We start from the raw sequence: 23,475 nt of genomic DNA, 5'->3' as shown, positions 1-23,475 counted from the left end.
CGAAGCCGAAGCCGAAGCCGAAAGTCACTACCAAAGCGAGGAAGAGCGATTGGCTGGCATAATGTCGGCACAACCAATTGATGCAATAGCTGCCGATGAAAATATCGTCAAGGAAGCATCCAAAACGAATGAGCCTGTTAATGAGATTGAGAAGTTACGGGCTAAATTACGTGAACGAACACAACGGCTGAAAGCAGCAAGGAAACAACACCTTGCTGGAGATCATGCAATCGCCACACAACCACCCATTGAAAAAGCTGTTGATAGTGAGCCATCCAGGGAAATGCTTATTGAAGAAGCGGAAGAAAGCCACACTGTAAGCAGCGAAGCTCCCGGTCTTTCTCCAGATTTTCTGGATAAAGAAAGCAGCCTGGAGGAGTCTTTTGAGAATAAAGAAGAAAGCTATCACATTGAAGCAGCACAGTCTGACAATACTTTAAAGACTGAGCTTGATAAAGCTGATGACACCTCCCCGCAGCCAGATGCTAAACAGCAAAAATCCCCATCGTCATATCGCTCTGACAGGGATGCAGAAGTGGATTTTGTTTCAACAGCAAAGTCAACTGAGAAAACTTTGGTGTCTCCTGCATCAGATAAGCAACCCTATGCATTTCATGGCATGCCTGAGTTTATTGAGGAAGAAATCGAATTATCAACAGCCAATGGATACAGAATGAATTCGACTCAGGAATTAATTTCTGAAGTTAAAAAGGCGCCTCTGGTTTCATTGATGGGCTCCAATGAGCATAAAAGTGAGCCACTGAAACCCAAGCTTAACGATGAGAAGACACATACGAACGATGATGAGTGGGTCTCAGATTTACTCGACAATACTTCACCCAGCAAGGTTGATGAAATCCCTGAGTCAACCGTTTCCGAAAAAATTGACGTTAAAACATCAGTTCATACAGAGGCAAATCCGGATATGGACAGCCCTGAAAATGAAGCTGGAGAAATCCCCCCCGTTGAAGATATAACTCAGAAGTCAAACCTGAGCCAGGCTGAAGAGGACTTTGCTGCAGCACTTGCGGCAGAACAGGCTCAGGCAGAGTTGGATCGTAAACAGACACAGTCTGAAATTGCCGTTTTTGATATTCCTGAACAGCCCGACTTGCCTGAACCTGAGCGTTTGGAATCATTACTCAAAGATGTTGAAAAGCTACAATCGACACAAACGGATAAAAAGTTATCACTGATCCCACCAACGCAAGAGGAGCCGCTTCCGGATACTGCGCAGTTGGATAGTTTACTGGGTGAAGTGGATAAATTAACTGCTGTCAAAAAAACGGGTAAAAGCAAAAAGAAACGGAGTGAGTTACAGGCGATTCTTTCAACAATACCGTCATTTTCTGGCAATAAGAAGCCAAAATACAAGTGAGTAAGATAGATCTGCTATCGCCTTATATAACTTGATGAAGTGATATTTTTAAACGGTCTGAGCAACGTTTTGCTAAAATTTCCGTCGTTTAAGCACGGAAAAATTTATGACAGACCAAATTCATCAGGTAGCCATTGTCGGTGGCGGTGTCTGTGGCACCGCGCTGCTGTATATGCTGGCTGAATATACTGATCTTAATGATATTGTCCTGTTGGAAAAATATGCCGGGGTGGCCAAGGTCAACTCGAATGGCCGTAACAACAGCCAGACAATCCATTGCGGTGATATTGAGACCAATTACACCTTGGAGAAAGCGACCAAGGTAAAAGCGGCTGCTGAGATGCTGGTGAATTTTGCTGCTGATTTACCTAATGTAGATCAGGTCATTTTCAAATATCCCAAAATGGTTTTAGGTGTCGGTGAACAGGAATGCCGTCAGCTTCGCCAGCGCTACCAGACCTTCCGTGAAGTCTTTCCCAATATGAAACTGTTGGAAAAATCGGATATTGCTTCCTATGAACCCGCCGTCGTCATGGTAAATGGTGAAATGCGGGCAGAACCCTGTGTTGCACTTGCTATTTTGGATGATTACAGTGCGGTCGACTATCAACGTTTATCGCAAGCCTTTGTTGATAAGGCCAAAGCCAAAACAGACAAACAAATCCAGCTTTTATTTAACAGCGAAGTCGATGATATTGTCGAAAGTGATGGCGTATTTTCATTGGTTACCGGCGATAAAATCATTAAGGCTCGCAGCGTGGTGGTCTCTGCTGGCGGACATAGTTTACTGCTGGCACAAAAGATGGGCTATGGCTTGGAATTCTCTTGCCTGCCTGTCGCTGGGAGCTTTTATTTCACCCCGCAAGTGCTCCGTGGCAAGGTGTATACCGTGCAGAATGATGCATTGCCATTTGCCGCGGTGCATGGTGATCCGGATGTGCTGGTCGAGGGTAAAACCCGTTTTGGGCCCACGGCATTGTTACTGCCATTGTTAGAGCGTTATAACAATAAAACTTTTTTTGAATTTCTGCGGGTTCTGCGTCTGGACAGCAGGGTGCTTAAAGTTTTCTGGGATTTGTTCCGTATCAAGGATATTCGCAACTACATCTTTAAAAACTTCCTGTTTGAAGTGCCGTTATTACGTCGCTGGCTGTTTTTGAAAGATGCACGCAAAATCGTTCCTGGCCTGCAATTGAAAGATATTGAATTCGCTAAAGGTTTTGGGGGTGTCAGGCCTCAGTTGATTGATAAAAAGAATGCCAAGTTGTTGATGGGTGAGGCCAAGATTAACCCCGGAAACGGTATTGTCTTCAATATGACGCCATCCCCTGGAGGCACCAGTTGCCTGGAAAATGCTGAAACGGATATGCGTTTAATTGTAGGGCGTATTGGTGCATCCATCAATGAATCCTTGCTGAACGAAAGACTTCATAAATCAGCATAATGGCATCATCACCCTATATCACTGCTGATGGCATGTTCCGGATGAATCAGGAGCTGAGCGAGCGCTGGCAGCGGCGCAGGCATGTAGTTCAGGCCTTGGCCGCTGCCGCGGCTGAAGGCGATCGTTCTGAAAACGCCGAATATATTTATCGTAAAAAAGAACTCAGGGAAATTGATCGGCGGATCCGCTATCTCCAAAAACGTATTCCGGATTTGATGGTCATTGATCGTATCCCGGATAATCAGGAAGCCGTATTTTTTGCGGCGAACGTGACGCTGTTGAAGGATGATACGGAAGAGGTTCAATACCGGATCGTCGGCCCGGATGAGATTGATCACGCCAAAGGGAATATCAGTGTGGATTCACCTTTGGCGCAAGCGTTGTTGAAAAAACAGATAGATGACGAAGTAACTATCCAGGTTCAGGATGGTGGTCATCGTTATCTGATTCTGGACATCAAATATTAGTTTGCAGCTGGTTGTATCCGATAAATCTCGCCATCATCTGTTGATACATACAACCAGCCTTCAGGACTTTCAATGACGTTACGAATACGTTTATTCATAGTTCGTAAATAGCGTGTTTCATCGACTGCTTCGTTATTCTGAATTTTGACCTGATTCAGATGTTGTAGCGCCATGGCACCTGAAAATAAGTCACCCTGCCATTCCGGGAAGGCTTCACCCTGATACTGCACCAGACCGCTGGGAGCGATGGATGGAATATAGACTTTTATCGGATTTGCCATACCATCCACTTCTTTGCCTTGACCGACAGAGACAGGAGCATAATATTCCTTACCATGGGAAGCCTCAGGCCAACCGTAGTTTTTGCCTGCTTCAATCAGATTGATTTCATCACCACCACGTGGACCGTGTTCAATACCCCAAAGCTGTTGTGTTTCAGCGTTGTAATGCAGGCCCTGTGGATTACGATGACCGTAACTCCAGATTTCCGGCAAAGCATTGTCCTGTCCGACAAAAGGATTGTCCTGCGGAACACTACCATCAAGATTTAGCCTTAGAACGGTACCGTTGTGATTGTTAAGATCCTGGGCCATATCACGTTCGCCACGATCCCCAATAGAGAAGAACAGATGACCTTGCTGATCAAACACAATCCGACTACCGTAATGCTGGCCTTTACTGGTGCGTGATTGGGTGACTATTAAATCCTTCCAATCAGCTAAAGCATTGCCGTCTAACTTTGCACGGGCGAGTGTAGTTGCGCCCTGGCCATCTATATCTTTGCTGTAGGTGAAATAAATCCAGCCACTCTCAGCATAATCCGGTGATAAAGCCACATCCAGAAAGCCACCCTGACCTTGTGCTTTAACTGAAGGTACACCACTGATATCCGTTTTATCCCCAGAATCAAGATTGACCAGGCTTAACTTGCCTTCGCGCTGGGTCACCAGCATCGTACCGTCGGGCAAAATTGCCATTCCCCATGGGATGCCGAGGCCTTCAGCAACTTTGTCAATTTGCAGCTTTTTATCAGTGACGCTGGCAGCATAAGCCGGAACAGCAAAAAACCAAACTGATACTGCAAGCAGCACGCTAATCAATTTCATCTGGTTAACTCCTTAGGTTATGAACTACAAGACAACATTGAACAGCCGGGTTTATCTCTTGCCCAGTCGGGACGTTTAGCTGCGTAATGCTGATACTGAGGTTGTTCATCATAAGGACGGTGCATGACCTCTAAAAGTTCATGAATCAGGCTGTAATCGCCATCATGAGCTTTGTCTATTGCCTGTTGAGACAGATAGTTACGTAACACATATTTCGGATTTACCCGATTCATTCTGGCTTTTCTATCAAGGTCGCTGGTGCCATCCTGCTGCACACGCAGCTGATAGCGTCTCAACCAGTTGCAGATATCTTTTTTATCCTCTTTGGATAGGGCCTCAGGAGCGTAATACGCTTCCATTAACGGTGCCAGTAGGTCTTCATCACTGAGATCGTTTTGTTCACACGACACGTCTGCCAAATTGCGATAGAAAATCGTCATATCGGTTTCAGCCAGTAACAGAATTTTCTGTAACTGCTGATTTAGTTCATGATCGGCGTCACCCTGATAGTCATTCAATCCAAGTTTATCGGCACGCATTTTTTGCCATTTATCCGTGTAAAGCTTGACGTAATCAGTCAGAATTTGTTGCAGTGGCTCGACGTCATCAATTAATGGATAAATAGCATTGCCGAGTTGTAACAGATTCCATTGAGCGATTTGCGGTTGGTGACCAAACCGATAGCGTTTACCCGTTGCATCGGTAGTGTTTGGCGTCCAGTCGGGATCGTAATTATCAATCCAGCCATACGGGCCGTAATCAATAGTCAGTCCTAAAATCGAAGTGTTATCAGTATTCAATACGCCATGCACAAAACCAACACGCATCCAGTGCACCACCAAATCTGCCGTGCGTTCACACACTTCTTTGAACCAGGCGAGATATGTCGCTTTGGACGGTTCACCTAAATGCGAATAATGATGGCGAATGGTGTAATCGACTAATAATTTAAGGTTGTCGATATCACCATGAGAATTAAATAGCTCGTAATTACCAATTCTAAGGAATGAGGGGGCAACCCGACAAACGATCGCACCTGGTTCAGTTTGCGGTCGACCATCGTAAAACATATCCCGGATCACACCTTCACCGGTGGTCACTAGACTCAAAGCACGGGTTGTGGGGATGCCCAGATGAAACATGGCTTCACTGCAGAGAAATTCACGCACCGAAGATCGTAATACCGCTAATCCATCAGCCGAACGGGAGTAGGGGGTTTCGCCCGCACCTTTGAGCTGCAACATTTGCAGTTGGCCGTGAATATCCTGAACTTCACCGAGATTGATGGCCCGGCCATCGCCCAGTTGTCCGGCCCAGTTGCCAAACTGATGTCCGCCGTAACACATAGCATGAGGCTGCATGCCTTCAAGCAGCTCATTACCGGCAAACACATTAGCAAACTGCAGGCTTTCACAATCCACTGGTCTGATGCCTAAGTCGGTGGCTAAATCCATGGAATAAGCGACCAGTTCAGGCTCGGCAACAGGCGTAGGGTTCACAAAGGTATAACAGGCACCCAGCACCTGACGGCGAACGTTTTCAGTATCCGGATCGGCGGGGAGCTCCCTTACAAAACGGTTATCGAACTGCAGCCGCGTCATTGGGGTGGTGGTAGCGTCGTTGGGATTAAATTCTTGTGTAGTCATAGTCTCTATTACAACAGATAGCAGCCGGTGAAAACACCGGCTTATTATGTTGATATTGACAGACTAACTGAGGCGTAAAGTTCCTGGAAAGAACTCAGGACTTTAACCAAGCGCGTTACGTTGTTGTTGCAACTGACCTAATGACTGTTCGAGTTCAGCCAGTTTTTCACGCTCTTTGGCAACAACATCTGCAGGCGCTTTGGCAACATAGTTTTCATTGCTCAGCTTGCCAGCGGATTGTTTGATAATTTTATCCAGCTTACTGATTTCTTTATCCAGACGCGCAATCTCGGCTTCTTTGTCGATCAAGCCTTCGAGGGGGATCAAAATTTCCATTTTTCCAACCAGCGCGGTGGCTGCCGCAGGTGCTTCACCTTTGAGCAATTCAACCGATTCCAGATTGGCCAGACGGCTGATAAAGTCGTGGTTTTGTTGCAAACGTTGTTCATCGATCGCAGCAGCATCTTTAAGCAGCACAGGTAATTGTTTTTTCGGTGCGATATTCATTTGTGAACGAATAGAACGAATGCCATTAATAAATTGCATCACCCATTCCATATCCGCTACGGCAGCGCTGTCAATTTTGCTTTCGTCAGCGATAGGATAGGCCTCACGCATAATGGTTGAGCCTGTTTTACCGGCTAACGGGGCGATGGTGTGCCAGATTTCTTCGGTAATAAACGGCATAAACGGATGCGCTAAACGCAGTGTGGCTTCCAACACCCGAACCAGGGTGCGGCGGGTACCACGTTTGGCGGCGTCACTGGCTGCATCGTTATTTAAGACCGGTTTGGACAGTTCCAGATACCAGTCACAATAGTTGTTCCAGATAAACTCATAAATTGCCTGCGCCGCCAAATCAAAGCGGTAGCTGTCGATGGCACGGGTAACATCCTGTTCAGTCTGTTGCAATAACGAAATGATCCAGCGATCAGCCAGGCTTAACTCAACGTCAGCGTTATCAATACCCGTATCTTGGTCTTCGGTATTCATCAATACGTAACGCGCTGCATTCCACAGTTTGTTACAGAAGTTGCGATAACCGGCAATACGGTTCATATCAAAATTGATATCACGTCCGGTGGTGGCTAAAGAGGCAAAAGTGAAACGCAACGCATCGGTTCCATGCGGTGCAATCCCTTCCGGAAATTCCTTGCGGGTAGCTTTTTCAATTTTGGCAGCCAGTTGCGGCTGCATCATGCCACTGGTACGTTTGGCAACCAGTGATTCCAGATCAATACCATCAATAATGTCGATGGGATCCAAAACATTACCTTTGGATTTCGACATTTTCTGGCCATGCGAATCACGGACCAGACCATGGATATACACTTCCTTGAATGGCACCTCATCCATAAACTTAATACCCATCATCATCATTCTGGCAACCCAGAAGAAGATAATGTCAAAACCGGTGACCAATACACTGGTCGGATACCAGGTTTTCAATGCGGCATCATCAGCCGGCCAACCCAAAGTGGAGAAGGGCCATAAAGCAGAAGAGAACCAGGTATCTAAAACATCTTCATCCTGTCTCAGACTGATAGTGTCAGCCAACCGGTGTTTTTTACGGACATCGGCTTCATCCTTTCCAACATAGATATTGCCCTGTTCGTCATACCAGGCCGGGATGCGGTGGCCCCACCAGATTTGCCGTGAAATACACCAGTCCTGAATGCCATCCATCCAGTTATAAAAGGTTTTATCCCAGTTGGCCGGGACAAATTTGATTTTGCCTGACTGTACCGCTTCAACTGCGGGTGCTGCGAGTACATCCGCTTTGACATACCATTGATCGGTCAATAATGGTTCGATGACGGCATTTGAACGATCGCCACGCGGCACCATCAGTTTGTGATCCTGGATGGTTTCCAGTAATCCTAAAGCCTCGAAATCGGCAACGATTTGTTTGCGGGCTGCATAGCGATCCAGACCACGATATTTTTCCGGCGCATTGTCATTAATGGCGGCATCAATCGTCAGAATATTAATTTGTTCCAGATTATGACGGTGACCAACTTCAGCATCGTTGAAATCATGCGCCGGGGTGATTTTAACGCAGCCACTACCAAATTCCGGATCAACATAATCATCACCGATGATTGGAATTTCACGTCCTACCAAAGGTAGCGTGATGGTTTTGCCAATCAGCTGTTTATAACGCTCGTCTTCCGGATGTACCGCAACGGCCGTATCACCCAGCATGGTTTCAGGACGGGTCGTGGCGACCACCAGATGACCACTTCCATCGGTGAGTGGATAACGGAAATGCCATAAATGGCCAGCTTCTTCTTCGGATAATACTTCGAGATCGGATACGGCAGTATGCAGAACCGGATCCCAGTTCACCAGCCGTTTGCCACGGTAAATCAAACCTTCTTCATGCAGTTTGATGAACACATGTTTCACGGCTTCGGACAGATTGTCATCCATGGTGAAACGATCACGAGACCAGTCCAGAGAGGATCCAAGACGACGTAACTGACGGGTAATATTGCCACCGGATTCGCCTTTCCAATCCCAGACCCGCTCAATAAACGCCTCACGCCCTAAATCATGTCGCGTTTTGCCTTCGGCATTGAGCTGACGTTCTACCACCATCTGTGTGGCGATACCGGCATGATCGGTGCCCGGCTGCCACAATGTGTTATCACCTTTCATCCGGTGGTAACGGGTGAGCAAATCCATAATGGTGTTATTAAACCCATGACCCATATGCAAACTGCCGGTGACATTGGGCGGAGGCAACATAATGGCGTAGGGCGTGCCTTCACCAGAAGGTTTAAATTCGCCGTTTTGTTCCCACTGTTGATACCAGCGTTGTTCAATTGCATCGGGATTATAGGTTTTGTCCATGCGTCTCTGCGTTTGTCTGTTCGGAAAAAGAAAAGCGGGCATTATACCCGCTTAATGTGTGCCCGGTCATGAGTGAGCCGGATTGCGTTAATTGTTTATCTGATGCGTATCGAGATGATAACCACGATCTTTGTAAAACTGATAACGGACGCGGCCCTGTTTTTTGATTTCTTCATCACCATCAATAATTTCCGCCAGTCGTTCAAACTGACTGAAAAATAATGGCTGAACCGGATTTAAATTAATTAACACATCCATCAGTTTAGGTGGAGCCGTATTTTGATGACTGATCAAAACCGGTGCTTCTATTTCACTATCAGCGGCTAATATTTGATGGGGTACAAAACTGTCAGGCCGAAAAGCCCATAAGGCTCTATTCATGGCTTCACTCTGATTCTGATCTTCAGTATGGATAAACACCTGATGACCTTGTTGATAGGCTTTTTCCGCCAACCGGCAGGCAAATTGCTGCCGGTCAAGCGGATCGGTTGTGCCTAAAATGTAAAAACTGACTTTAGTCATGAATGTGCTATCAGTCTTCCAGACGATTCAGAATATATTGCATCAATAAAGGTACAGGACGTCCTGTGGCACCTTTTTCTTTGCCGCCATTCCATGCCGTACCGGCGATATCCAGATGCGCCCATTTGAATTTTTCAGTAAAGCGAGACAGGAAACATGCGGCTGTGACACTGCCAGCTTCTTTACCACCGACATTAGCGATATCGGCAAAGTTACTATCCAGTTGTTTCTGATAGTCATCCCACAACGGCAATTGCCATGCACGATCAAAACTATCGTTACCGGCTTTGAGCAGGTCATCTGCCAGCTCCTGGTTGTTAGCCATCAAACCGGAAGCGTTACTGCCCAATGCAACAATAATCGCACCGGTCAAGGTAGCGATATCAATGACGGTATCGGGCTCAAAACGTTCGCTATAGGTCAGCGCGTCACATAACAGTAAACGACCTTCGGCATCAGTATTTAATATTTCAATGGTTTGACCGGACATGCTGGTCACCACATCACCGGGCTTGTTGGCATCACCATCCGGCAGATTTTCAGAGCTTGGAATGACCCCGATGACATTGATTGGCAACTGCAATTCGGCAACAGCTTGAATGGTGCCTAATACGCTGGCCGAACCGCACATATCGTATTTCATTTCATCCATGCCGGGAGCGGGTTTAAGCGAAATACCGCCCGCATCAAAAGTTAAACCTTTACCCACCAAAACGATGGGTTTGCTGTTACCGCCACCACCGTAATTCAGGGTGATCAGTTTTGCAGGCTCTCGGCTACCGCGTGAGACAGATAAGAATGAACCCATGCCTAATTCGGCGATATCACTTTCTTCCAGTACATCAACCACCAGATTGTCTAAATCTTTCCCCAGCTTTATTGCTTGTTCTGCGAGATAGGTTGGTGTGCAGATATTGCCCGGCAAGTTACCGAGTTCACGCGCCAGATTCATGCCTTTGCCAATAGCTGCACCGGTTTTACAAGCTTTCTCCAATGCGTCAATATCGGCTTCAGTAGCCATAAATCCCAGTTTGGCCAGCGGTTTATCTACCGGTTTGAACTGACTTTTGGTTTGGCTGTAACGATATAAAGCAGCTTCCGTATTGATAATGGTTTGACGGATTTTCCAGGCAGTACTGCGATCTTTGACTGGCGTTTCAGCCAGACAACTGACGGCTTGTGTGGCAGCACTGTCATTTAACCATTTAGCCATTGTAATGCAGGCTGTGTTGAAGTCATTTTCAGTTGTTTTTTCGAATTTGCCACAGCCCACCAGTAAAACGCGAGGGCTCGAAATACCTTCGATATCTTGTAACAACAATGTTTGACCCGGTTTACCACTGATATCGCCACGTTCGACAACACGTTGCAGGGTTCCATTGCTGGCGGTGTTTAAAGTGGCTGCTGCTGGACTCAGTTGATTGCCTTCAAATACGGCGACGGCAATACAGTCAATCGACTGCGTTGGCAAAACATCTTTGGTCACAAAATACTGCATGGATTTCTCCTGTTGATGTAGATGGTTTAGACTGCGCTTTTTACTGCAGCGAACTGACTGCCTATTCTAACGAAGACCACTGAATAATGCCCGCCCTAAGACGATTATTTGTTGAGCGTTTCAGCCTGATAGACCGATATATGCTGCGAGAGTTTTTACTTTCACTGACAGCGGTTATCGGTGTGCTATGGCTGATATACGTGGCAACCCGCTTTGCCCGTTATCTGGCTCAGGCCGCTGTGGGTAATTTGCCAGCTGAAGTTATCTTTAATTTATTGTGGCTTAATTCGCTGGGCGCGCTATCCATTTTGTTGCCGATAGGCACATTTCTGGCGGTGCTACTCAGTTTGTCACGAATGAGCTCGGATAACGAACTGACGGTGATTGCCGCCTGCGGTATTGATGGTAACCGCATATTGCGAAATGTTGTCATATTCAGTGGCGCAATGGCAATTATCACGGGTGTATTAGCCCTGCTGATTGTTCCTGATGTCTTATCCGGGCGCTATGAAATTGAACAGAAAGCCAAGGTGGCGGCCAATACCACGGGGCTGGTGGCGGGCAGTTTTAAGGAAAGCCAAAGTGGTGACTGGACTTTTTATTCGCAAAAGCTCAGCGAAGATAAAAGCCATATGGAAAATATCTTCATTGAAATTCATCGTGACGAGAAGCCGCTGATCTTCCGAGCCGAGCGTGGACGATTTGAGATTGAAACTGAAAGTGGTGATAAATATCTGATTCTGGAAGATGGTTATCGTTATGAAGGCAATGCCGGTGATCTGGATTTTCGTATTGCCAAATATGCAACACATAGCATGTTAATTGAACGTGGTGAATCAGTACAGGTTCGCGAACGGCATAAGTCTTTACCCACAGCCGAGCTCTGGGAGCGTGGTGAACCGCAGGATCTGGCCGAAATTCAGTGGCGTGTCTCCAGCGCGGTTATGACTGTTATTTTGAGTGTCATTGCCATTACGTTAGCGCATACAGGTCCAAGGCAAGGGCGATATGCCGGCTTTTTCCCCGCAGTATTGGTCTATGTGATTTACAGTAATTTATTAGGTGTCACCCGGGCCTGGGTGGAAAAGGGCGATCTGGCTCCCTGGTTCGGGGCGATTTGGGTACATTTATTAATGATTGGCATTATGCTGATATTACAAAACCGGCAAAATCTCAAACGACTCTGGCATCAACGTAAGCGACCCAAAACAGCATGATTCTGCAACGCTATATCAGTAAAACGATTCTAGGCAGTACCGCTTTAGTTTTAGTGGTTTTGATGTCGCTGTATACCTTTATGGATTTTATCGCTGAGCTGGATGACCTGGGAAAAGGTGATTATCAGCTGAGCAATATTTTGGCTTATCTGGCTTTATCTATGCCAAAACGAATCTATGAATTGCTTCCTGTTGCTGCTCTGTTAGGCAGTGTTATTGGGCTTGGTACATTGGCATCTCAAAGCGAATTAGTGGCGATGCGGGCAGCGGGGGTATCCGTTAAAGATATCAACAAAGCAGTCCTGATGGTTGCTGGTATTTTGATGATCATTGCATTAATCATTGGTGAATTAATCAGACCCATGACCGAACAGAAAGCCATGCAGATTCAGACCGTGGCGCAAACCGGAACAGAAGGCAGCCAAACTCAATATGGCTTCTGGACCCGTGATGGCAACCATTTCAATCATATTCAGCGTATTCATCGCGATGGCCGCTTTGAAGGTGTCAAGGTTTATGAGTTTGACGACAAACATCAATTACGTATCGTTACCCAAGCCAGAGAAGCCCGTTATGAGAATAATGAATGGCTGATGCTTGATGTGGTGCAAAGCACCATAGATGAGGGTGGTATAGAAGTCCGATCGATTGAGCGAGCCAAATGGCGTTCCAAGCTCAATCCTGGCATGTTGAATGTGGTTGTAGTACCACCGGAATTTTTACCGGTATGGAGCTTGATTGAATATGTTTCCTATCTGAAATCCAACCATCAGGCTGTTGGACAATATCAATTGGCATTCTGGAGCAAAATTATGATGCCGATAAGCTCAGCAGTGATGGTATTTCTAGCCGTACCGTTTATCTTTGGTCCATTACGTTCTGCACCGATTGGTGGACGTATTCTGGTTGGCGTACTGGTGGGAATAGGTTTTCACTTGTTTAACCAGAGCTTTCAGCATATGGGGCTGGTATTTGGAGTATTGCCCTGGCTGGCAGCATCCCTGCCAACCATCATCTTTGCCGGTATAGGCATCTTTATGCTGAGAAGGGTGCGTTAGTTCAACGAGATATCCTGGATTTCTTTATCCAGATTATGTGCTTTGAGCAAGGTAGCAATCTGTTCTTTATGCTCTTTCACTTTTGCCTTCGCCAATTTGAATGCCTGTGGATCGTTATCGCGAAAAGCCACCATCAGATTGACAGATATATCCCTAAGTTCAGCAAAAATCGTGGTTAATGCTTTTTCAGGCCGCTCCGCCAGAAATTTGTCGTTGGCTGCTGCAATCAGCTGATTCTCAGCATTTATCGCGCTAAAGTTCGGTGTAAAGCCCCTCAGATGCCAGACATTAAATCCCCGAGGATCGTTTTTTTGTTGGTATAGCTGAAAATATTTATTGAGCAATTCCACCTGCTCGTAATAACGCTGACTCATCTGGCTGACATACTGAGAAAGATTATCCTCAGTAAGAATCTCAAATTCAGCAACAAAGGATTCTGTGTTTTCCTCATTTGCTTTCACTGATGGCATTAAAATAAGCATCGAAAACAAACTCAAAATCTGAATGAAAGTGACTCTGGATATAGATGTGCGAAAGAACTTACCTGAAGAAACTTTGAATGTCATGTCAACCACCATTGGAAACGTTGGTTGATTATCTGTGAGCATCATAGCGAAGTAAAGGAAGACAAACATGAAAAACAAAAAAGGCGGTGAGATATCTCACCGCCTTTTTGTAAACACCCAATAAATGTAAATATTGGTTTGCCTTAATATGGCGTCCCCAAGGGTGAGCGAAGTTTATCCCTCTATATCTATGGTTAGTTGTGTCCCATTTTGAACAATTGCGTAAGTGTTTTGATTAAACTACTCATTTCAATGCTTCAGTTCGTGCCTCTGCCAGGTTTTTTTCATAAATATCAGCGAACTCTTCAGATATTAAATTAATATCCTTTAAGTTCTTTGTTATTTTGCTTGCTCGTTTGATGTACGAATCAATGACCCAGGTACTATTAAGGTGTTTAACCAATTCAGTTGTAGTCACAATTATGTAGGAGTGTTCATCCTTGATTTCCATAAAGTGCGAAATTACAGGCATTGAAAAGTAATTTTCAGGGTTTTTTATATAAAATATTAGTTTTGAAATCTCATTTTCAGGATCAAAGAAACTATTTCCTAGTTGATTGCCTTGACAGTAATCATTGCAGGAAATTAAGCCGAAAACTGAATGAGCAAAATCAGTACTTAGAGAATTCTCAGGCTTCGGAATCAACACCTGGTGTATTAGTTTTTCATAGTAATCATAATGATATATTAAGTTATCTTCTATCTCTTTACGTATCTCTGTATTTTTTTGCAGCTTCAAAGAGTTGGTTTGATGTCTAATCGTGATAGCTAAAAAAACCAACGAGGCGCCTGTTAAAAGTGGCAATGTCATATTACCGAAGTAAGTGGCGAAATCAGCAAAATCTGTTGGATCTCCAATGGTCCAATTTTGAAAAAACCATAAAAATGCACCTATGACAAATAAAAAAACCAATAAGCATAAAGTAAGTGCAATATAAAGAGTGTGGTTCTGGTTTTTATCCATTATTTAAGTCCTTTTTGACAGATTTAAAATATTAAAACATTGAGTATCACACATCTTAGCTCACTGAAAATCCCACTTTATCGACGCTAAAACAGCGGTTAACCTTGTCATTTAACTACCCCCGCACCCCCAAACGAGTAAATTGGCGCGCAGCACCTTCGGCGACTGCGCTTAATTCGCTTCGCTCAAACCCTATAGAGGTATAACACTTCTGAATCGCGGATTGTGTGGATGGACTGGTTAAGTTGTTGATGTTTGAGACGTTTTTCTTTTCAGGTTTGTTGAAATCTACACCTTTTTGATATTTTTCTACGCACTTTAGCCATTTTCCTCCGCGCGCTCATTTTCGTTCAATAAGCCCTATATCTATCTATCTTGTTCTTTTTATTAAAAAAAGAGAGATATATAGAGTAAAGGCTGATCCGCAAGTCAGGAAGTATTCAAGCAGTGAAAATGAAATGAACCCCACAACTAAGATCGGCCCCCGCAGTTAAGTTGCGGATTTGTGCGGGGATTAATTTCTATATAAAACAGTTGGTTATGATATAATTGGTGCATATCCACGGGTCCGCAAGTTGCGCTGCCCCTGGTCACTTTTTTGGGGTGATACTTATGGATAATGCTGCCGTTATTAACGATTGGCTTAGATGGTTATCAATGTCTAAGGGGCGTGCAGATCAAACTATTAATAAATACCGTGGTTATCTTGTCGATTTTATTGCGGCACTTGATGGCCGTGATTTGTCATCGGTAACGCTGGAGCAGTTGGAGGATTACACTGGCCGGCAGCTTTTTGAACGGAAACTTTCCGTCAGATCTCGCACAGTGGTTGTTGCTGCAGTGCGTAATTTTTATGCCTGGGCCAAACGTGTAGGGCATATCTCATCAAACCCAGCTGATTCACTCGAATATCCAACCTTTGGGCGACGTCTTCCGAGACCAATATCGTTATCCGATGCTGAAAAGCTGTTAATGGCGCCTGACCTCGATTCATTCATTGGTATTCGTGATGCAGCGATGATGTCTTTATTGATTGGTTGTGGTATGCGTGTTTCTGGTTTGTGTAGCCTGAATCAATCCAGCCTCATTTGGGCGAAAGATCACAAAGGCCTGCAGCGATTAATCATTCGGACAATAGAGAAAGGTAAAAAGGAGCGGCTGATTCCCGCACCTGCAGAGTGCATGCTGCTAATTAGAGCCTACCTTGGCCACACCGAACTGGACTCTATTGACCGGCACCTTAGTGATGGTGACCAGGTGCTGTTTGTATCCACCAGGAATTACTTAGTTAAGAGGCATGAATACATTGGTGAGAAGCGGCGTATAGCAGCCCGAAGTGTTAACGATATGCTGGCCAAATATGCAGACAAAGCGGGCGTTGATCCGCGTGTGGCACATCCTCATGCATTCAGACATTTGTATGGTACGGAAGCGATAGAGAGTGATGTGAACATCCTTACTCTCAAGGCTTTGCTTGGCCATGAACGGGCAGACACCACCGAGATTTACACCAGACTTGCCATGCGTAAGCTGACTGAAGATGTTGACCGGGCTAATCCACTCGGCAAGATGCGCACACCAGTAACCGACCTGGTTAAACACCTGAATTCCTGATTTCCATGACGCATAGACAAACATCCCTATCTGGTCGTGCATGGTGCTTGGAAAAGTTATTGGCTGTGCCACGCCTATTTCATAAACCTAGTCTTAATGGATGCTGGCGAGTAGGTGCAGGGGTCTTCGGAAATCACCTTTCAAACGGCCTAAAGCTAATTGGTGCTGAGAAATAATTACTGCGTGTTATTCAATAAAGCGCAGTTATGAGGATGTATGACATGAACAAACAGGGGGTTAGCATGGCTCTGGATAAACAAAAGCGCAGTTGTATGAACGAAATGAAACAGAAAGATCAACCAAGTGATGGGGTGGGGGCTCGGAATGAAGGGGTCAGCCCTGCCCAGCAGGGAGGACGGTACCTAGATATCTGCACTGATTTTGAAGTTTCGGAAAAAAATTTTCGCGACCCACGCATTGACGATTTATCAAAAGTCGGCATCAATGGGAAATGGCGTGGTCTTGCTCAGCAACTCGGTTTTGATGTGTTTATAGTCGCTTGGAATCATCTAAGTATGCTCGCTGAAACCGGTGATGACGGTCATCGTGTATATGTTCCCCAATTTGAGGTTTTCATGCGGTTCCAGCGGAATCGTTACATCATGTCATTGCACAACGATGGGTATAAGCCTCGGCAAATTCACGATATTGTGGCCCGTGACCTTGGTGAGAATGTGCACACGTCCCATATATCGAGAATCATTAGGCAGAACACCGGTTAAAACGCCTTTTTCCCCCCTGTTTTGATTGTCATGCTGTGGTGTTATTGGCAGCATGGCAAAAAACCGTGACCCATTTTCACAGCTCAAAGAAGTGAATTTTTCCTGCTCAGATTGCAGACATAAATTCGCTGGCGAACCAGATCGCGTTTTAGACGCTCCAGGCCGCGGCCATCCTTACCAATATTTCGCTATCTGTCCTATTTGTGATGCTGAAGCTGCCCAGGCGAATTGGGAACAGGGCTTAATGGCGTCATATGGCAAACATACCGGCCCAAAAACACCGGAAGGCAAGTCTGCTGCAGCCGATAATATTGCAGGTCATCCAACAGCCGAAGAAACTATCCGAACTCGTTTTAATGCAATGAAACACGGCCTTAAGGCGCGTGTGGCCAAATATTTTCCAGCCAAACCTGGCAGTTATCCTCACTGCAATACTTGCGATATCGATTGGGATGAATGTGCTGCAAGTGTGGCTTGTATGCGGCGAACAGAGCTTTTTATGCGTCACCAGATAGCATTTGAGACACAGGATCCGGGTTTATTGACTGATATCCGGTCAGATTTGCAGGCAAGTATTCAGGCGATTATTGATGACATTATTCTGGCAATTACCAGTGAAGGTGTCGCACTCAGAAACCCAGCCTATTCATTCGATAAAGATGGTGGTTTCCATATCGCTGAATATGAAGATACGGATGGCAATCGTCGACTGATAGAGGAAGTCAGAGCTCATCCACTTCTAAAGGTCCTGTCCGAATTCATCAGCCGAAACGGTATGTCATTAACTGACATGGGTATGACGGTTAAAACTGCCGAAGCCGATCCACATAATATGGGGAACATATCCGGTGGTGATGAGAATAAAGCGTCACTGCTGGAATACCAAAAACAGCAAACCCGTCAACTGGAAGCACTTGCCGACATGATTAAAAACAGTCAGCGGCGAATAAATGAAGATCCTGTTGTGATCGAGTACGGAAACAATGGCTGAGCGAGTCAACGCCGCCAAACGTATTGAACTAACGCATGTCGCCGAGCGTGAAATAATGAGGTTCGCTGATGATCATGCTCTGTGGCATAAACACGTTCACAACGTCGAATTAGATGCTGCTCAAGTACTCAAATGTATCGAAATGGATCAGTATGCCAATACGATTGATTACTCCTGCAGGCGTACAGGTAAAACCGCTGTAAAAGAGCTTCACAACCTCAAATATATAGCCACTCATGCCGATCAGGAGTTGGGTATTGTTGCCCCTCGAGAAGCACAATCCATCATTAACCTGAATTATCACCTGGATGCCATCCGTCGTTCGCAAATCTTAGACAACTATCTGATGTTCAAGTCAGGTAGAAAGCAAATGTCCGATACCAAATTTCAACTTGCGAATCGTAGTGTTGCCCAAGCATACGGCATCATGGCGCAAATTGATGGTGCCGACATGACAGTCGGTAGTATTGAAGAGGTTGATGATTGTCCTGCAGACCGTCTGAATTCACGCTTTTTACTCACCATGGGTGCAACCCGTCGGTTAGGAGCCAGTAAAGATTCTGTGAATGAGCCCAAGATTCGTATTACTGGTGTTTTAAAGGGTGCAGATACGCTCAGTGATTTGATTGCAGCAGGGCATTATCACGTTTTGACGATCATTAATGCCTACCTTGGTATTGAAATGGGCATTCTCAACGAATCATTCATCATGCAGATGCGCTCTCAATTGGCGCCCGATGAATATCTTCGGCAGCTGCTCTGCAAAAATGTCACTGCTCGTAATTTGATATGGGAAAAGCATATTCGCCGGGCACTTACCGTGGGTTTGGCAGCCAATCTTCAACATGCCGAACCTTTACCTGGCATTAAGCGTAAAAAAAATGGTCTGCTGGCATTTGGTTACGATGCCGGTGGCCATGGTGAGGATCCACATTCATCCAAACACGCTTTGGTGGTGGTTGAGCAGATTGGCAATTTCGTCACATTTCCTTTCGTTAAAACATGGCCGGCCGGGGCTGATGATAATGTGGTGAAGCGTGATCTGATTGGTTTATGGCGTTACTTTGACCCGGATTATGCCATTGGCGATGCCTATGGTGTTGGCATGCTTACGCAATTGAATGATGAGCTGTATGGCGAAGGCCTTACGGATATCGACCGTCGTAGTATAGGTGACGGTGACAGTACTGCCAGCACCTGGTCACATTGGCCGTTTGCACCGCTGCGATTTGAAGGCATGACCAAACATGCCATGGCACAGCAGTTACGAAGCGTATTTCACAATAACCAGGCTGCTATTCCGTATTTCGATGATATGAATGTCCCGGCTGAGCTGCTTGATATGCAGGATTTTATCCGGCAGTTGCCCAATATCGTTCCAGTCAAAACCAAAACCAGTTATGCCAGTTATAAACGGGCCAACAGCAAACTTGGCGATGACCTTTTCGATGCTGCCATGGCCGGTGTTTGGGCGATCACTACCCGTGGTGCTACAGACGTGAAGACGGTCATCGCAACCCGAACTCAATCATATGATCAACTACTCGGCAACATGCCTCATGCCATAGGGATGAATTGATATGTCACTTATTCAAAGACTCAAAGACCACTTCAGCCGTCAAAATTCACCGGCTCAAGTCGACATCACACAATTACCTGGTGAAAACAAGCAAACCTCGGAAATCGGTACCAGGGCAACTCCAGAAAACAGCCTTAAATATGTTTATCGACAATTATGGGTGGATCCTGACCTTAGACAATCGATCATGGATATCCGTGAAATGGATCGTCGCGATGGCAGGGTCAAAAAGCTTCATAAGCGCATGGCCGCTACAGCAGTGAAAGGTGGCCTTAAACTCAAAACCGCTAGTAAAAACAAACGGATCATCAATGCCTGGAAGACATTTGAGCAACGAACACAGCTAAAAAATCACCAAAAGCTGCTCTCGGATGCACGAGGTCTTGCTATGGAAGGAAATTTACCGCTGCAGCTGGTACTGGATAAACAAGGGCGAGTATCTGGATTGATTCGGATGCCAGCTGAGACGGTTTTACCGTTGGTCCAGACTAATGGCCAATTCCATGATACACAAAAAGCTTACAATCAAATCGACCTAACCACCGGAACAGTGATTGCCACTTTTGCACTTTGGCAACTGCAACTTGCCAGACTTACTCCAGACAGCTTCGATGATAACGGTGCGCTTGGAAGGCCTTATCTCGACGCCAACCGTGAAGTTTGGCAAAAGCTGGTCATGACCGAAAAAGACCTGGTGATTCGTCGGCATCTTCGCGCACCTCTTCGATTAGCACATATCTTAAAGGGGGCTACTGAAGAAGAGCTCAATGATTACCAGGCAAAAGTCGAAGCTGAGCAAGGTCAAATAACAACTGATTATTATCTCAACAAAGAGGGCAGTGTTGCGCCGATTCAAGGTGATGCCAGCCTTGACCAAATCGCTGACGTAAATTATTTGCTCGATACCTTCTATGCAGGTTCACCTGCACCAAAAGGCCTGTTTGGTTATACCGGCGATCTGAGTCGTGACATTCTCGAAGATCTTAAGCGTGATTATTTTGATGAAATTGACTCGATGCAGGATGTTCAGGCCTCCGTTTATGAAAGCTCTTTCAAAATTGACCTGTTGCTGCAGGGGATTAACCCGCAAAGTTATGAATTCAGTGTGGTATTCAGTGAGCGTCGCACCGATACGCCAAATCAACGTGCCGATCTGGCACTCAAACATCAAGCTTTGGGTGTGCCGCGAGAATTAGTCTGGGATGTGGCTGGCATGAATTCCTCAGAAGTGTTGGCACAGATAAAAGCTGAGGCGGAGAGTGATGATCCTTATCCAGAGAGCGCAGCCAATCCTGATGGCCCTAACGTTAGGATTACACCTAATAACGCGCCCAAGGGTGAATCCGCCACGAGCATAAATAATGGCTGATAATCGCCGAACGCAGATAAAATCCAGCATAAAGAGAGCATCCACCGCCGTCAGAGCGGGTGCGAATCGACTGGACCGGCAGGCGTTAGATGAATTGACCGAGCTTTACCGCCGCTCTGCATATCAGATTGGTGAAATTGTTAATAGTTATGCAGATCGAGACGGAACGTTGAGGTTAGATGTCATGCGTGAGTTGTTGGGGCAAACTGAAGCTCAGATAGATCAACTCTCCGCAATGCGTAATCAGCTTCTCGATGAAAAAATGCTGGAAACTGCAGTACTGGCTACCACACCTTTTCAGCAAGTTGCCAGTGAGTTAAATAGCACTCTTACTCGTATTGCCAATGATGCCGTTGCCCAGGCAAAAAGATTCATGGATGCTGATGGCCTGCAGCTTTCAGATCGACTCTGGCGTCTTGATAATCATGCCAAGCGAGTCGTGGGTGATAATATTCAAACAGCCATTATTCAAGGCCATTCAGCAGCTCAGGCAGCACGTGAATTTCTCAGCCGCGGTGAAGGTGTTCCTTCTTCTGTTTCTCAAAATATACGAGCGGCCAATGCAAGTGCTGTTAGCCGTAAGGCATCTGCGGCACTCTTGACTGCAGAGGGCAACCCCTACAGTAATGCACTTCGGGTTTTCCGTACCGAAATTAATCGATCCCATATTGAGGCCTATCGTAATACAGCCGAATCTCACCCGGATGCGATAGGTACTAGGTTTTTACTTTCACCCAACCATCCAGAAGTAGATATCTGCGATATGCACGCACGGGCGAATCTGTATGGGCTTGGTCCAGGTGTTTACCCCTTCGGTAAAAGCCCACTGCCAGCCCATCCCAATACATTAAGTTATGAAGAAATTGTTTGGCGTGATGAAATAACGGTAGAGGATCGAGAAAATAAAGTTGAGCGATTGGATTGGCTAAAATCCCAAAGTGATAGCCGTCAGATACAGATTCTCGGTGTCCGCAAGGCCTGGATGCTTAAAGAGGGGTTTTTGCAACAAAATATGATTGCAACGCCCTGGTATGTGCTGAAGGCAAGGCTCGAAAAACAGGGCATCGATATTCCTAAAATTGGTGGAAACAGTACACCGGTGACATCGGTACCAAATTCATCAACTAGTTCTGGACCGTGGGTTGATAACGCTAGTCAGACTCCCTGGCATATAGCTTCATTTGCCCAAAAATCTGTAGTGCATAAAGCTATTGAGCGTCACGATGCCAATTTTGGCGGTGTAAATATTGTGAGAGGCGGGGCTTATTACGTTTCCGGCCGACAACAAATATCAATGTCTGAAACCTATACCACCGACCAACGACGGGCCCAGGGGACTTGGCGACATGAATACGGGCACTATTTGGATAATGAAATCGCTCGTAAGCAAGGTCTTCCAGTAAGATTTCGATCATCAATGGACGATTTTAGTGGTCCGATGCGTAGTGAAACTCGCTCTTTGACTAATTTGGCGGGTTTAGGTCGTGCCAGTACAAAACAGCGTGAAAGGTTTAATGACAATCGTGTTGCTATTGAAAATGTATCTGTCCGATTAGGGGATCTCACCGATCCACAATCTCGGCGTAATGAGATTGATCAAATGGCACGTAAGGTTGGTTTTACGCTAAATGAAATCGAAGATGCGATGGACAAGGATTTCATACTGCCACTAGGAACGGCTGAAGGTGATGTCCGCCTGGCGAGAATTATTACCGCAATCGAGCGACGCGATGTATATCAGTTAATGATAAATCTGATTCCCGATGACACCAATATAAGCGGATATCGTCGAAAGGTGCATGGTAAAGGGCTCGTGGGACATTTTTCCGATTTACTGGGTTCGGCATCAAAAAATAGGCTTGCTGGGTTTAGCGGTTGGGGACTTGGCGGGCACCAAAACTCCTACTACAAACAATTTAAAGAGAATCAATACACCGAAGTTTTTGCAAACTTCACTACGCTGATTGGGGGGCAAGAACCTTTTTGGGCTAAACTAATGGACAGGCTTATGCCTGCTACTACACAGCGTTACCGGGAGATCGTCAGCAATGAGTAATGAAAAGCAACAAGCTAAGTTGGATGACGTATTAGACCGGTTTTACGATAAGTTTGGTTTTTATCCGTTCTTTTCTGGGTTTGAAGAAACACTGATGGTTGAAGACCGTTTTATTAATAAGCTGGAAAATGCCATCCAAACTAATGACCCTGAAATCGATATCAGTGATTATTTTCCTGATGGAGAAAACCTTTAATGCAAGCAATCAGTAATTTACCCAAAAAGCAGGATCGTGAAACCATACGTTGTCCATACTGCGGAAAAATGATTTTTGATGGAGATGTAGTTAAAAGTCGCGTGTTAAAAGTGTTGGCTGATAGTATTCGAGCTAAATGTCAATGTAAAAACTGGGTAGAATTGCCTTTTATTTATCGTATATAGCTACATGCTATGATTATTACCGCCTAACTTATTACAGTCGG

20 protein-coding genes are annotated in these 23,475 nt (G+C 45.6%); 13 read left to right on the top strand and 7 right to left on the bottom strand.

Annotation, left to right across the window (positions count from 1 at the left end; translation table 11 throughout):
• The 3 genes from B2W60_RS14300 to greB form a co-directional block, all read left to right on the top strand.
• The coding region (locus B2W60_RS14300) for a hypothetical protein (protein ID WP_292358908.1) at nt 1–1,378 on the top strand (1,378 nt) is incomplete at its 5' end.
• Between the two features lie 106 nt (nt 1,379–1,484).
• Nucleotides 1,485–2,822, top strand: coding sequence for an FAD-dependent oxidoreductase (locus B2W60_RS14295; protein WP_292358909.1), 1,338 nt, complete (start codon nt 1,485–1,487; stop codon nt 2,820–2,822).
• Nucleotides 2,822–3,289 (top strand): transcription elongation factor GreB, encoded by a 468-nt coding sequence (gene greB / locus B2W60_RS14290; protein ID WP_292358910.1) that lies wholly within the window; start codon nt 2,822–2,824, stop codon nt 3,287–3,289. The genes B2W60_RS14295 and greB overlap by 1 nt, the downstream gene beginning before the upstream one ends.
• On the opposite strand, the gene B2W60_RS14285 is transcribed toward greB, so the two are convergent.
• The 5 genes from B2W60_RS14285 to B2W60_RS14265 all read right to left on the bottom strand — a co-directional run bounded on the left by B2W60_RS14285 (nt 3,286) and on the right by B2W60_RS14265 (nt 10,917).
• Complete coding sequence (locus tag B2W60_RS14285) at nt 3,286–4,395, bottom strand: PQQ-dependent sugar dehydrogenase (RefSeq protein WP_292358911.1); 1,110 nt, start codon at nt 4,393–4,395, stop codon at nt 3,286–3,288. The two genes, greB and B2W60_RS14285, sit on opposite strands and share 4 nt — an antisense overlap.
• Before the next feature lie 17 nt (nt 4,396–4,412).
• Entirely contained in the window at nt 4,413–6,041 is a 1,629-nt protein-coding gene (locus tag B2W60_RS14280) for a protein adenylyltransferase SelO (protein ID WP_292358912.1), read from the bottom strand.
• Between the two features lie 102 nt (nt 6,042–6,143).
• Complete coding sequence (locus tag B2W60_RS14275; protein ID WP_292358913.1) at nt 6,144–8,897, bottom strand: valine--tRNA ligase; 2,754 nt, start codon at nt 8,895–8,897, stop codon at nt 6,144–6,146.
• 87 nt (nt 8,898–8,984) lie between these two features.
• Nucleotides 8,985–9,419 carry a DNA polymerase III subunit chi gene (locus B2W60_RS14270; RefSeq protein ID WP_292358915.1) on the bottom strand — a complete coding sequence of 145 codons (435 nt, stop codon included), beginning with the start codon at nt 9,417–9,419 and terminating at the stop codon, nt 8,985–8,987.
• A 10-nt stretch (nt 9,420–9,429) separates the two neighbouring features.
• Entirely contained in the window at nt 9,430–10,917 is a 1,488-nt protein-coding gene (locus B2W60_RS14265) for a leucyl aminopeptidase (RefSeq protein ID WP_292358916.1), read from the bottom strand.
• An 86-nt stretch (nt 10,918–11,003) separates the two neighbouring features.
• On the opposite strand from B2W60_RS14265, the gene lptF reads away from it, so the two are divergent.
• Entirely contained in the window at nt 11,004–12,134 is a 1,131-nt protein-coding gene (gene lptF, locus B2W60_RS14260; RefSeq protein WP_292358918.1) for an LPS export ABC transporter permease LptF, read from the top strand.
• Nucleotides 12,131–13,192 carry an LPS export ABC transporter permease LptG gene (gene lptG / locus B2W60_RS14255; protein WP_292358920.1) on the top strand — a complete coding sequence of 354 codons (1,062 nt, stop codon included), beginning with the start codon at nt 12,131–12,133 and terminating at the stop codon, nt 13,190–13,192. The genes lptF and lptG overlap by 4 nt, the downstream gene beginning before the upstream one ends.
• Here lptG and B2W60_RS14250 read toward each other — a convergent pair.
• Both B2W60_RS14250 and B2W60_RS14245 read right to left on the bottom strand, forming a co-directional pair.
• On the bottom strand, nt 13,189–13,758 hold the full coding sequence (locus tag B2W60_RS14250; protein WP_292358922.1) for a hypothetical protein: 570 nt from the start codon (nt 13,756–13,758) through the stop codon (nt 13,189–13,191). The two genes, lptG and B2W60_RS14250, sit on opposite strands and share 4 nt — an antisense overlap.
• 244 nt (nt 13,759–14,002) lie before the next feature.
• Nucleotides 14,003–14,722, bottom strand: coding sequence for a hypothetical protein (locus B2W60_RS14245; protein WP_292358924.1), 720 nt, complete (start codon nt 14,720–14,722; stop codon nt 14,003–14,005).
• Nucleotides 14,723–15,334: 612 nt separating this feature from the next.
• On the opposite strand from B2W60_RS14245, the gene B2W60_RS14240 reads away from it, so the two are divergent.
• The 8 genes from B2W60_RS14240 (at nt 15,335) to B2W60_RS14205 (ending at nt 23,434) form a co-directional block, all read left to right on the top strand.
• On the top strand, nt 15,335–16,336 hold the full coding sequence (locus B2W60_RS14240; RefSeq protein ID WP_292358926.1) for a tyrosine-type recombinase/integrase: 1,002 nt from the start codon (nt 15,335–15,337) through the stop codon (nt 16,334–16,336).
• Between the two features lie 242 nt (nt 16,337–16,578).
• Nucleotides 16,579–17,058, top strand: a complete 480-nt coding sequence (locus tag B2W60_RS14235; RefSeq protein ID WP_292358927.1) for a hypothetical protein — start codon at nt 16,579–16,581, stop codon at nt 17,056–17,058.
• 52 nt (nt 17,059–17,110) lie between these two features.
• Nucleotides 17,111–18,049 carry a hypothetical protein gene (locus B2W60_RS14230; RefSeq protein WP_292358929.1) on the top strand — a complete coding sequence of 313 codons (939 nt, stop codon included), beginning with the start codon at nt 17,111–17,113 and terminating at the stop codon, nt 18,047–18,049.
• Nucleotides 18,042–19,628, top strand: coding sequence for a hypothetical protein (locus B2W60_RS14225; RefSeq protein WP_292358931.1), 1,587 nt, complete (start codon nt 18,042–18,044; stop codon nt 19,626–19,628). Before B2W60_RS14230 ends, B2W60_RS14225 begins: the two co-directional genes overlap by 8 nt.
• Before the next feature lies 1 nt (nt 19,629).
• A complete protein-coding gene (locus B2W60_RS14220; RefSeq protein WP_292358932.1) occupies nt 19,630–20,997 on the top strand; it encodes a hypothetical protein in 1,368 nt (455 codons plus the stop codon).
• On the top strand, nt 20,990–23,053 hold the full coding sequence (locus tag B2W60_RS14215; protein ID WP_292358934.1) for a hypothetical protein: 2,064 nt from the start codon (nt 20,990–20,992) through the stop codon (nt 23,051–23,053). The genes B2W60_RS14220 and B2W60_RS14215 overlap by 8 nt, the downstream gene beginning before the upstream one ends.
• Nucleotides 23,046–23,249, top strand: coding sequence for a hypothetical protein (locus B2W60_RS14210; protein WP_292358935.1), 204 nt, complete (start codon nt 23,046–23,048; stop codon nt 23,247–23,249). The genes B2W60_RS14215 and B2W60_RS14210 overlap by 8 nt, the downstream gene beginning before the upstream one ends.
• The gene (locus B2W60_RS14205) at nt 23,249–23,434 is read left to right on the top strand and encodes a hypothetical protein (protein WP_292358937.1); all 186 of its coding nucleotides are present in this window, start codon (nt 23,249–23,251) and stop codon (nt 23,432–23,434) included. The genes B2W60_RS14210 and B2W60_RS14205 overlap by 1 nt, the downstream gene beginning before the upstream one ends.
• Nucleotides 23,435–23,475: the final 41 nt, after the last annotated feature.

It is taken from the genome of Methylophaga sp. UBA2496 (assembly GCF_002341635.1).
GTDB lineage: Bacteria > Pseudomonadota > Gammaproteobacteria > Nitrosococcales > Methylophagaceae > Methylophaga.
This window is presented reverse-complemented; position numbering and strand designations above follow the sequence as displayed.

Excerpts from the sequence above, each read along its gene's own strand:
- B2W60_RS14295 (WP_292358909.1), top strand. The coding sequence starts at position 1,485 with ATGACAGACCAAATTCATCAGGTAGCCATTGTCGGTGGCGGTGTCTGT.
- greB (WP_292358910.1), top strand. The coding sequence starts at position 2,822 with ATGGCATCATCACCCTATATCACTGCTGATGGCATGTTCCGGATGAAT.
- B2W60_RS14285 (WP_292358911.1), bottom strand. The coding sequence starts at position 4,395 with ATGAAATTGATTAGCGTGCTGCTTGCAGTATCAGTTTGGTTTTTTGCT.
- B2W60_RS14280 (WP_292358912.1), bottom strand. The coding sequence starts at position 6,041 with ATGACTACACAAGAATTTAATCCCAACGACGCTACCACCACCCCAATG.
- B2W60_RS14275 (WP_292358913.1), bottom strand. The coding sequence starts at position 8,897 with ATGGACAAAACCTATAATCCCGATGCAATTGAACAACGCTGGTATCAA.
- B2W60_RS14270 (WP_292358915.1), bottom strand. The coding sequence starts at position 9,419 with ATGACTAAAGTCAGTTTTTACATTTTAGGCACAACCGATCCGCTTGAC.
- B2W60_RS14265 (WP_292358916.1), bottom strand. The coding sequence starts at position 10,917 with ATGCAGTATTTTGTGACCAAAGATGTTTTGCCAACGCAGTCGATTGAC.
- lptF (WP_292358918.1), top strand. The coding sequence starts at position 11,004 with ATGCCCGCCCTAAGACGATTATTTGTTGAGCGTTTCAGCCTGATAGAC.
- lptG (WP_292358920.1), top strand. The coding sequence starts at position 12,131 with ATGATTCTGCAACGCTATATCAGTAAAACGATTCTAGGCAGTACCGCT.
- B2W60_RS14250 (WP_292358922.1), bottom strand. The coding sequence starts at position 13,758 with ATGACATTCAAAGTTTCTTCAGGTAAGTTCTTTCGCACATCTATATCC.
- B2W60_RS14245 (WP_292358924.1), bottom strand. The coding sequence starts at position 14,722 with ATGGATAAAAACCAGAACCACACTCTTTATATTGCACTTACTTTATGC.
- B2W60_RS14240 (WP_292358926.1), top strand. The coding sequence starts at position 15,335 with ATGGATAATGCTGCCGTTATTAACGATTGGCTTAGATGGTTATCAATG.
- B2W60_RS14235 (WP_292358927.1), top strand. The coding sequence starts at position 16,579 with ATGGCTCTGGATAAACAAAAGCGCAGTTGTATGAACGAAATGAAACAG.
- B2W60_RS14230 (WP_292358929.1), top strand. The coding sequence starts at position 17,111 with ATGGCAAAAAACCGTGACCCATTTTCACAGCTCAAAGAAGTGAATTTT.
- B2W60_RS14225 (WP_292358931.1), top strand. The coding sequence starts at position 18,042 with ATGGCTGAGCGAGTCAACGCCGCCAAACGTATTGAACTAACGCATGTC.
- B2W60_RS14220 (WP_292358932.1), top strand. The coding sequence starts at position 19,630 with ATGTCACTTATTCAAAGACTCAAAGACCACTTCAGCCGTCAAAATTCA.
- B2W60_RS14215 (WP_292358934.1), top strand. The coding sequence starts at position 20,990 with ATGGCTGATAATCGCCGAACGCAGATAAAATCCAGCATAAAGAGAGCA.
- B2W60_RS14210 (WP_292358935.1), top strand. The coding sequence starts at position 23,046 with ATGAGTAATGAAAAGCAACAAGCTAAGTTGGATGACGTATTAGACCGG.
- B2W60_RS14205 (WP_292358937.1), top strand. The coding sequence starts at position 23,249 with ATGCAAGCAATCAGTAATTTACCCAAAAAGCAGGATCGTGAAACCATA.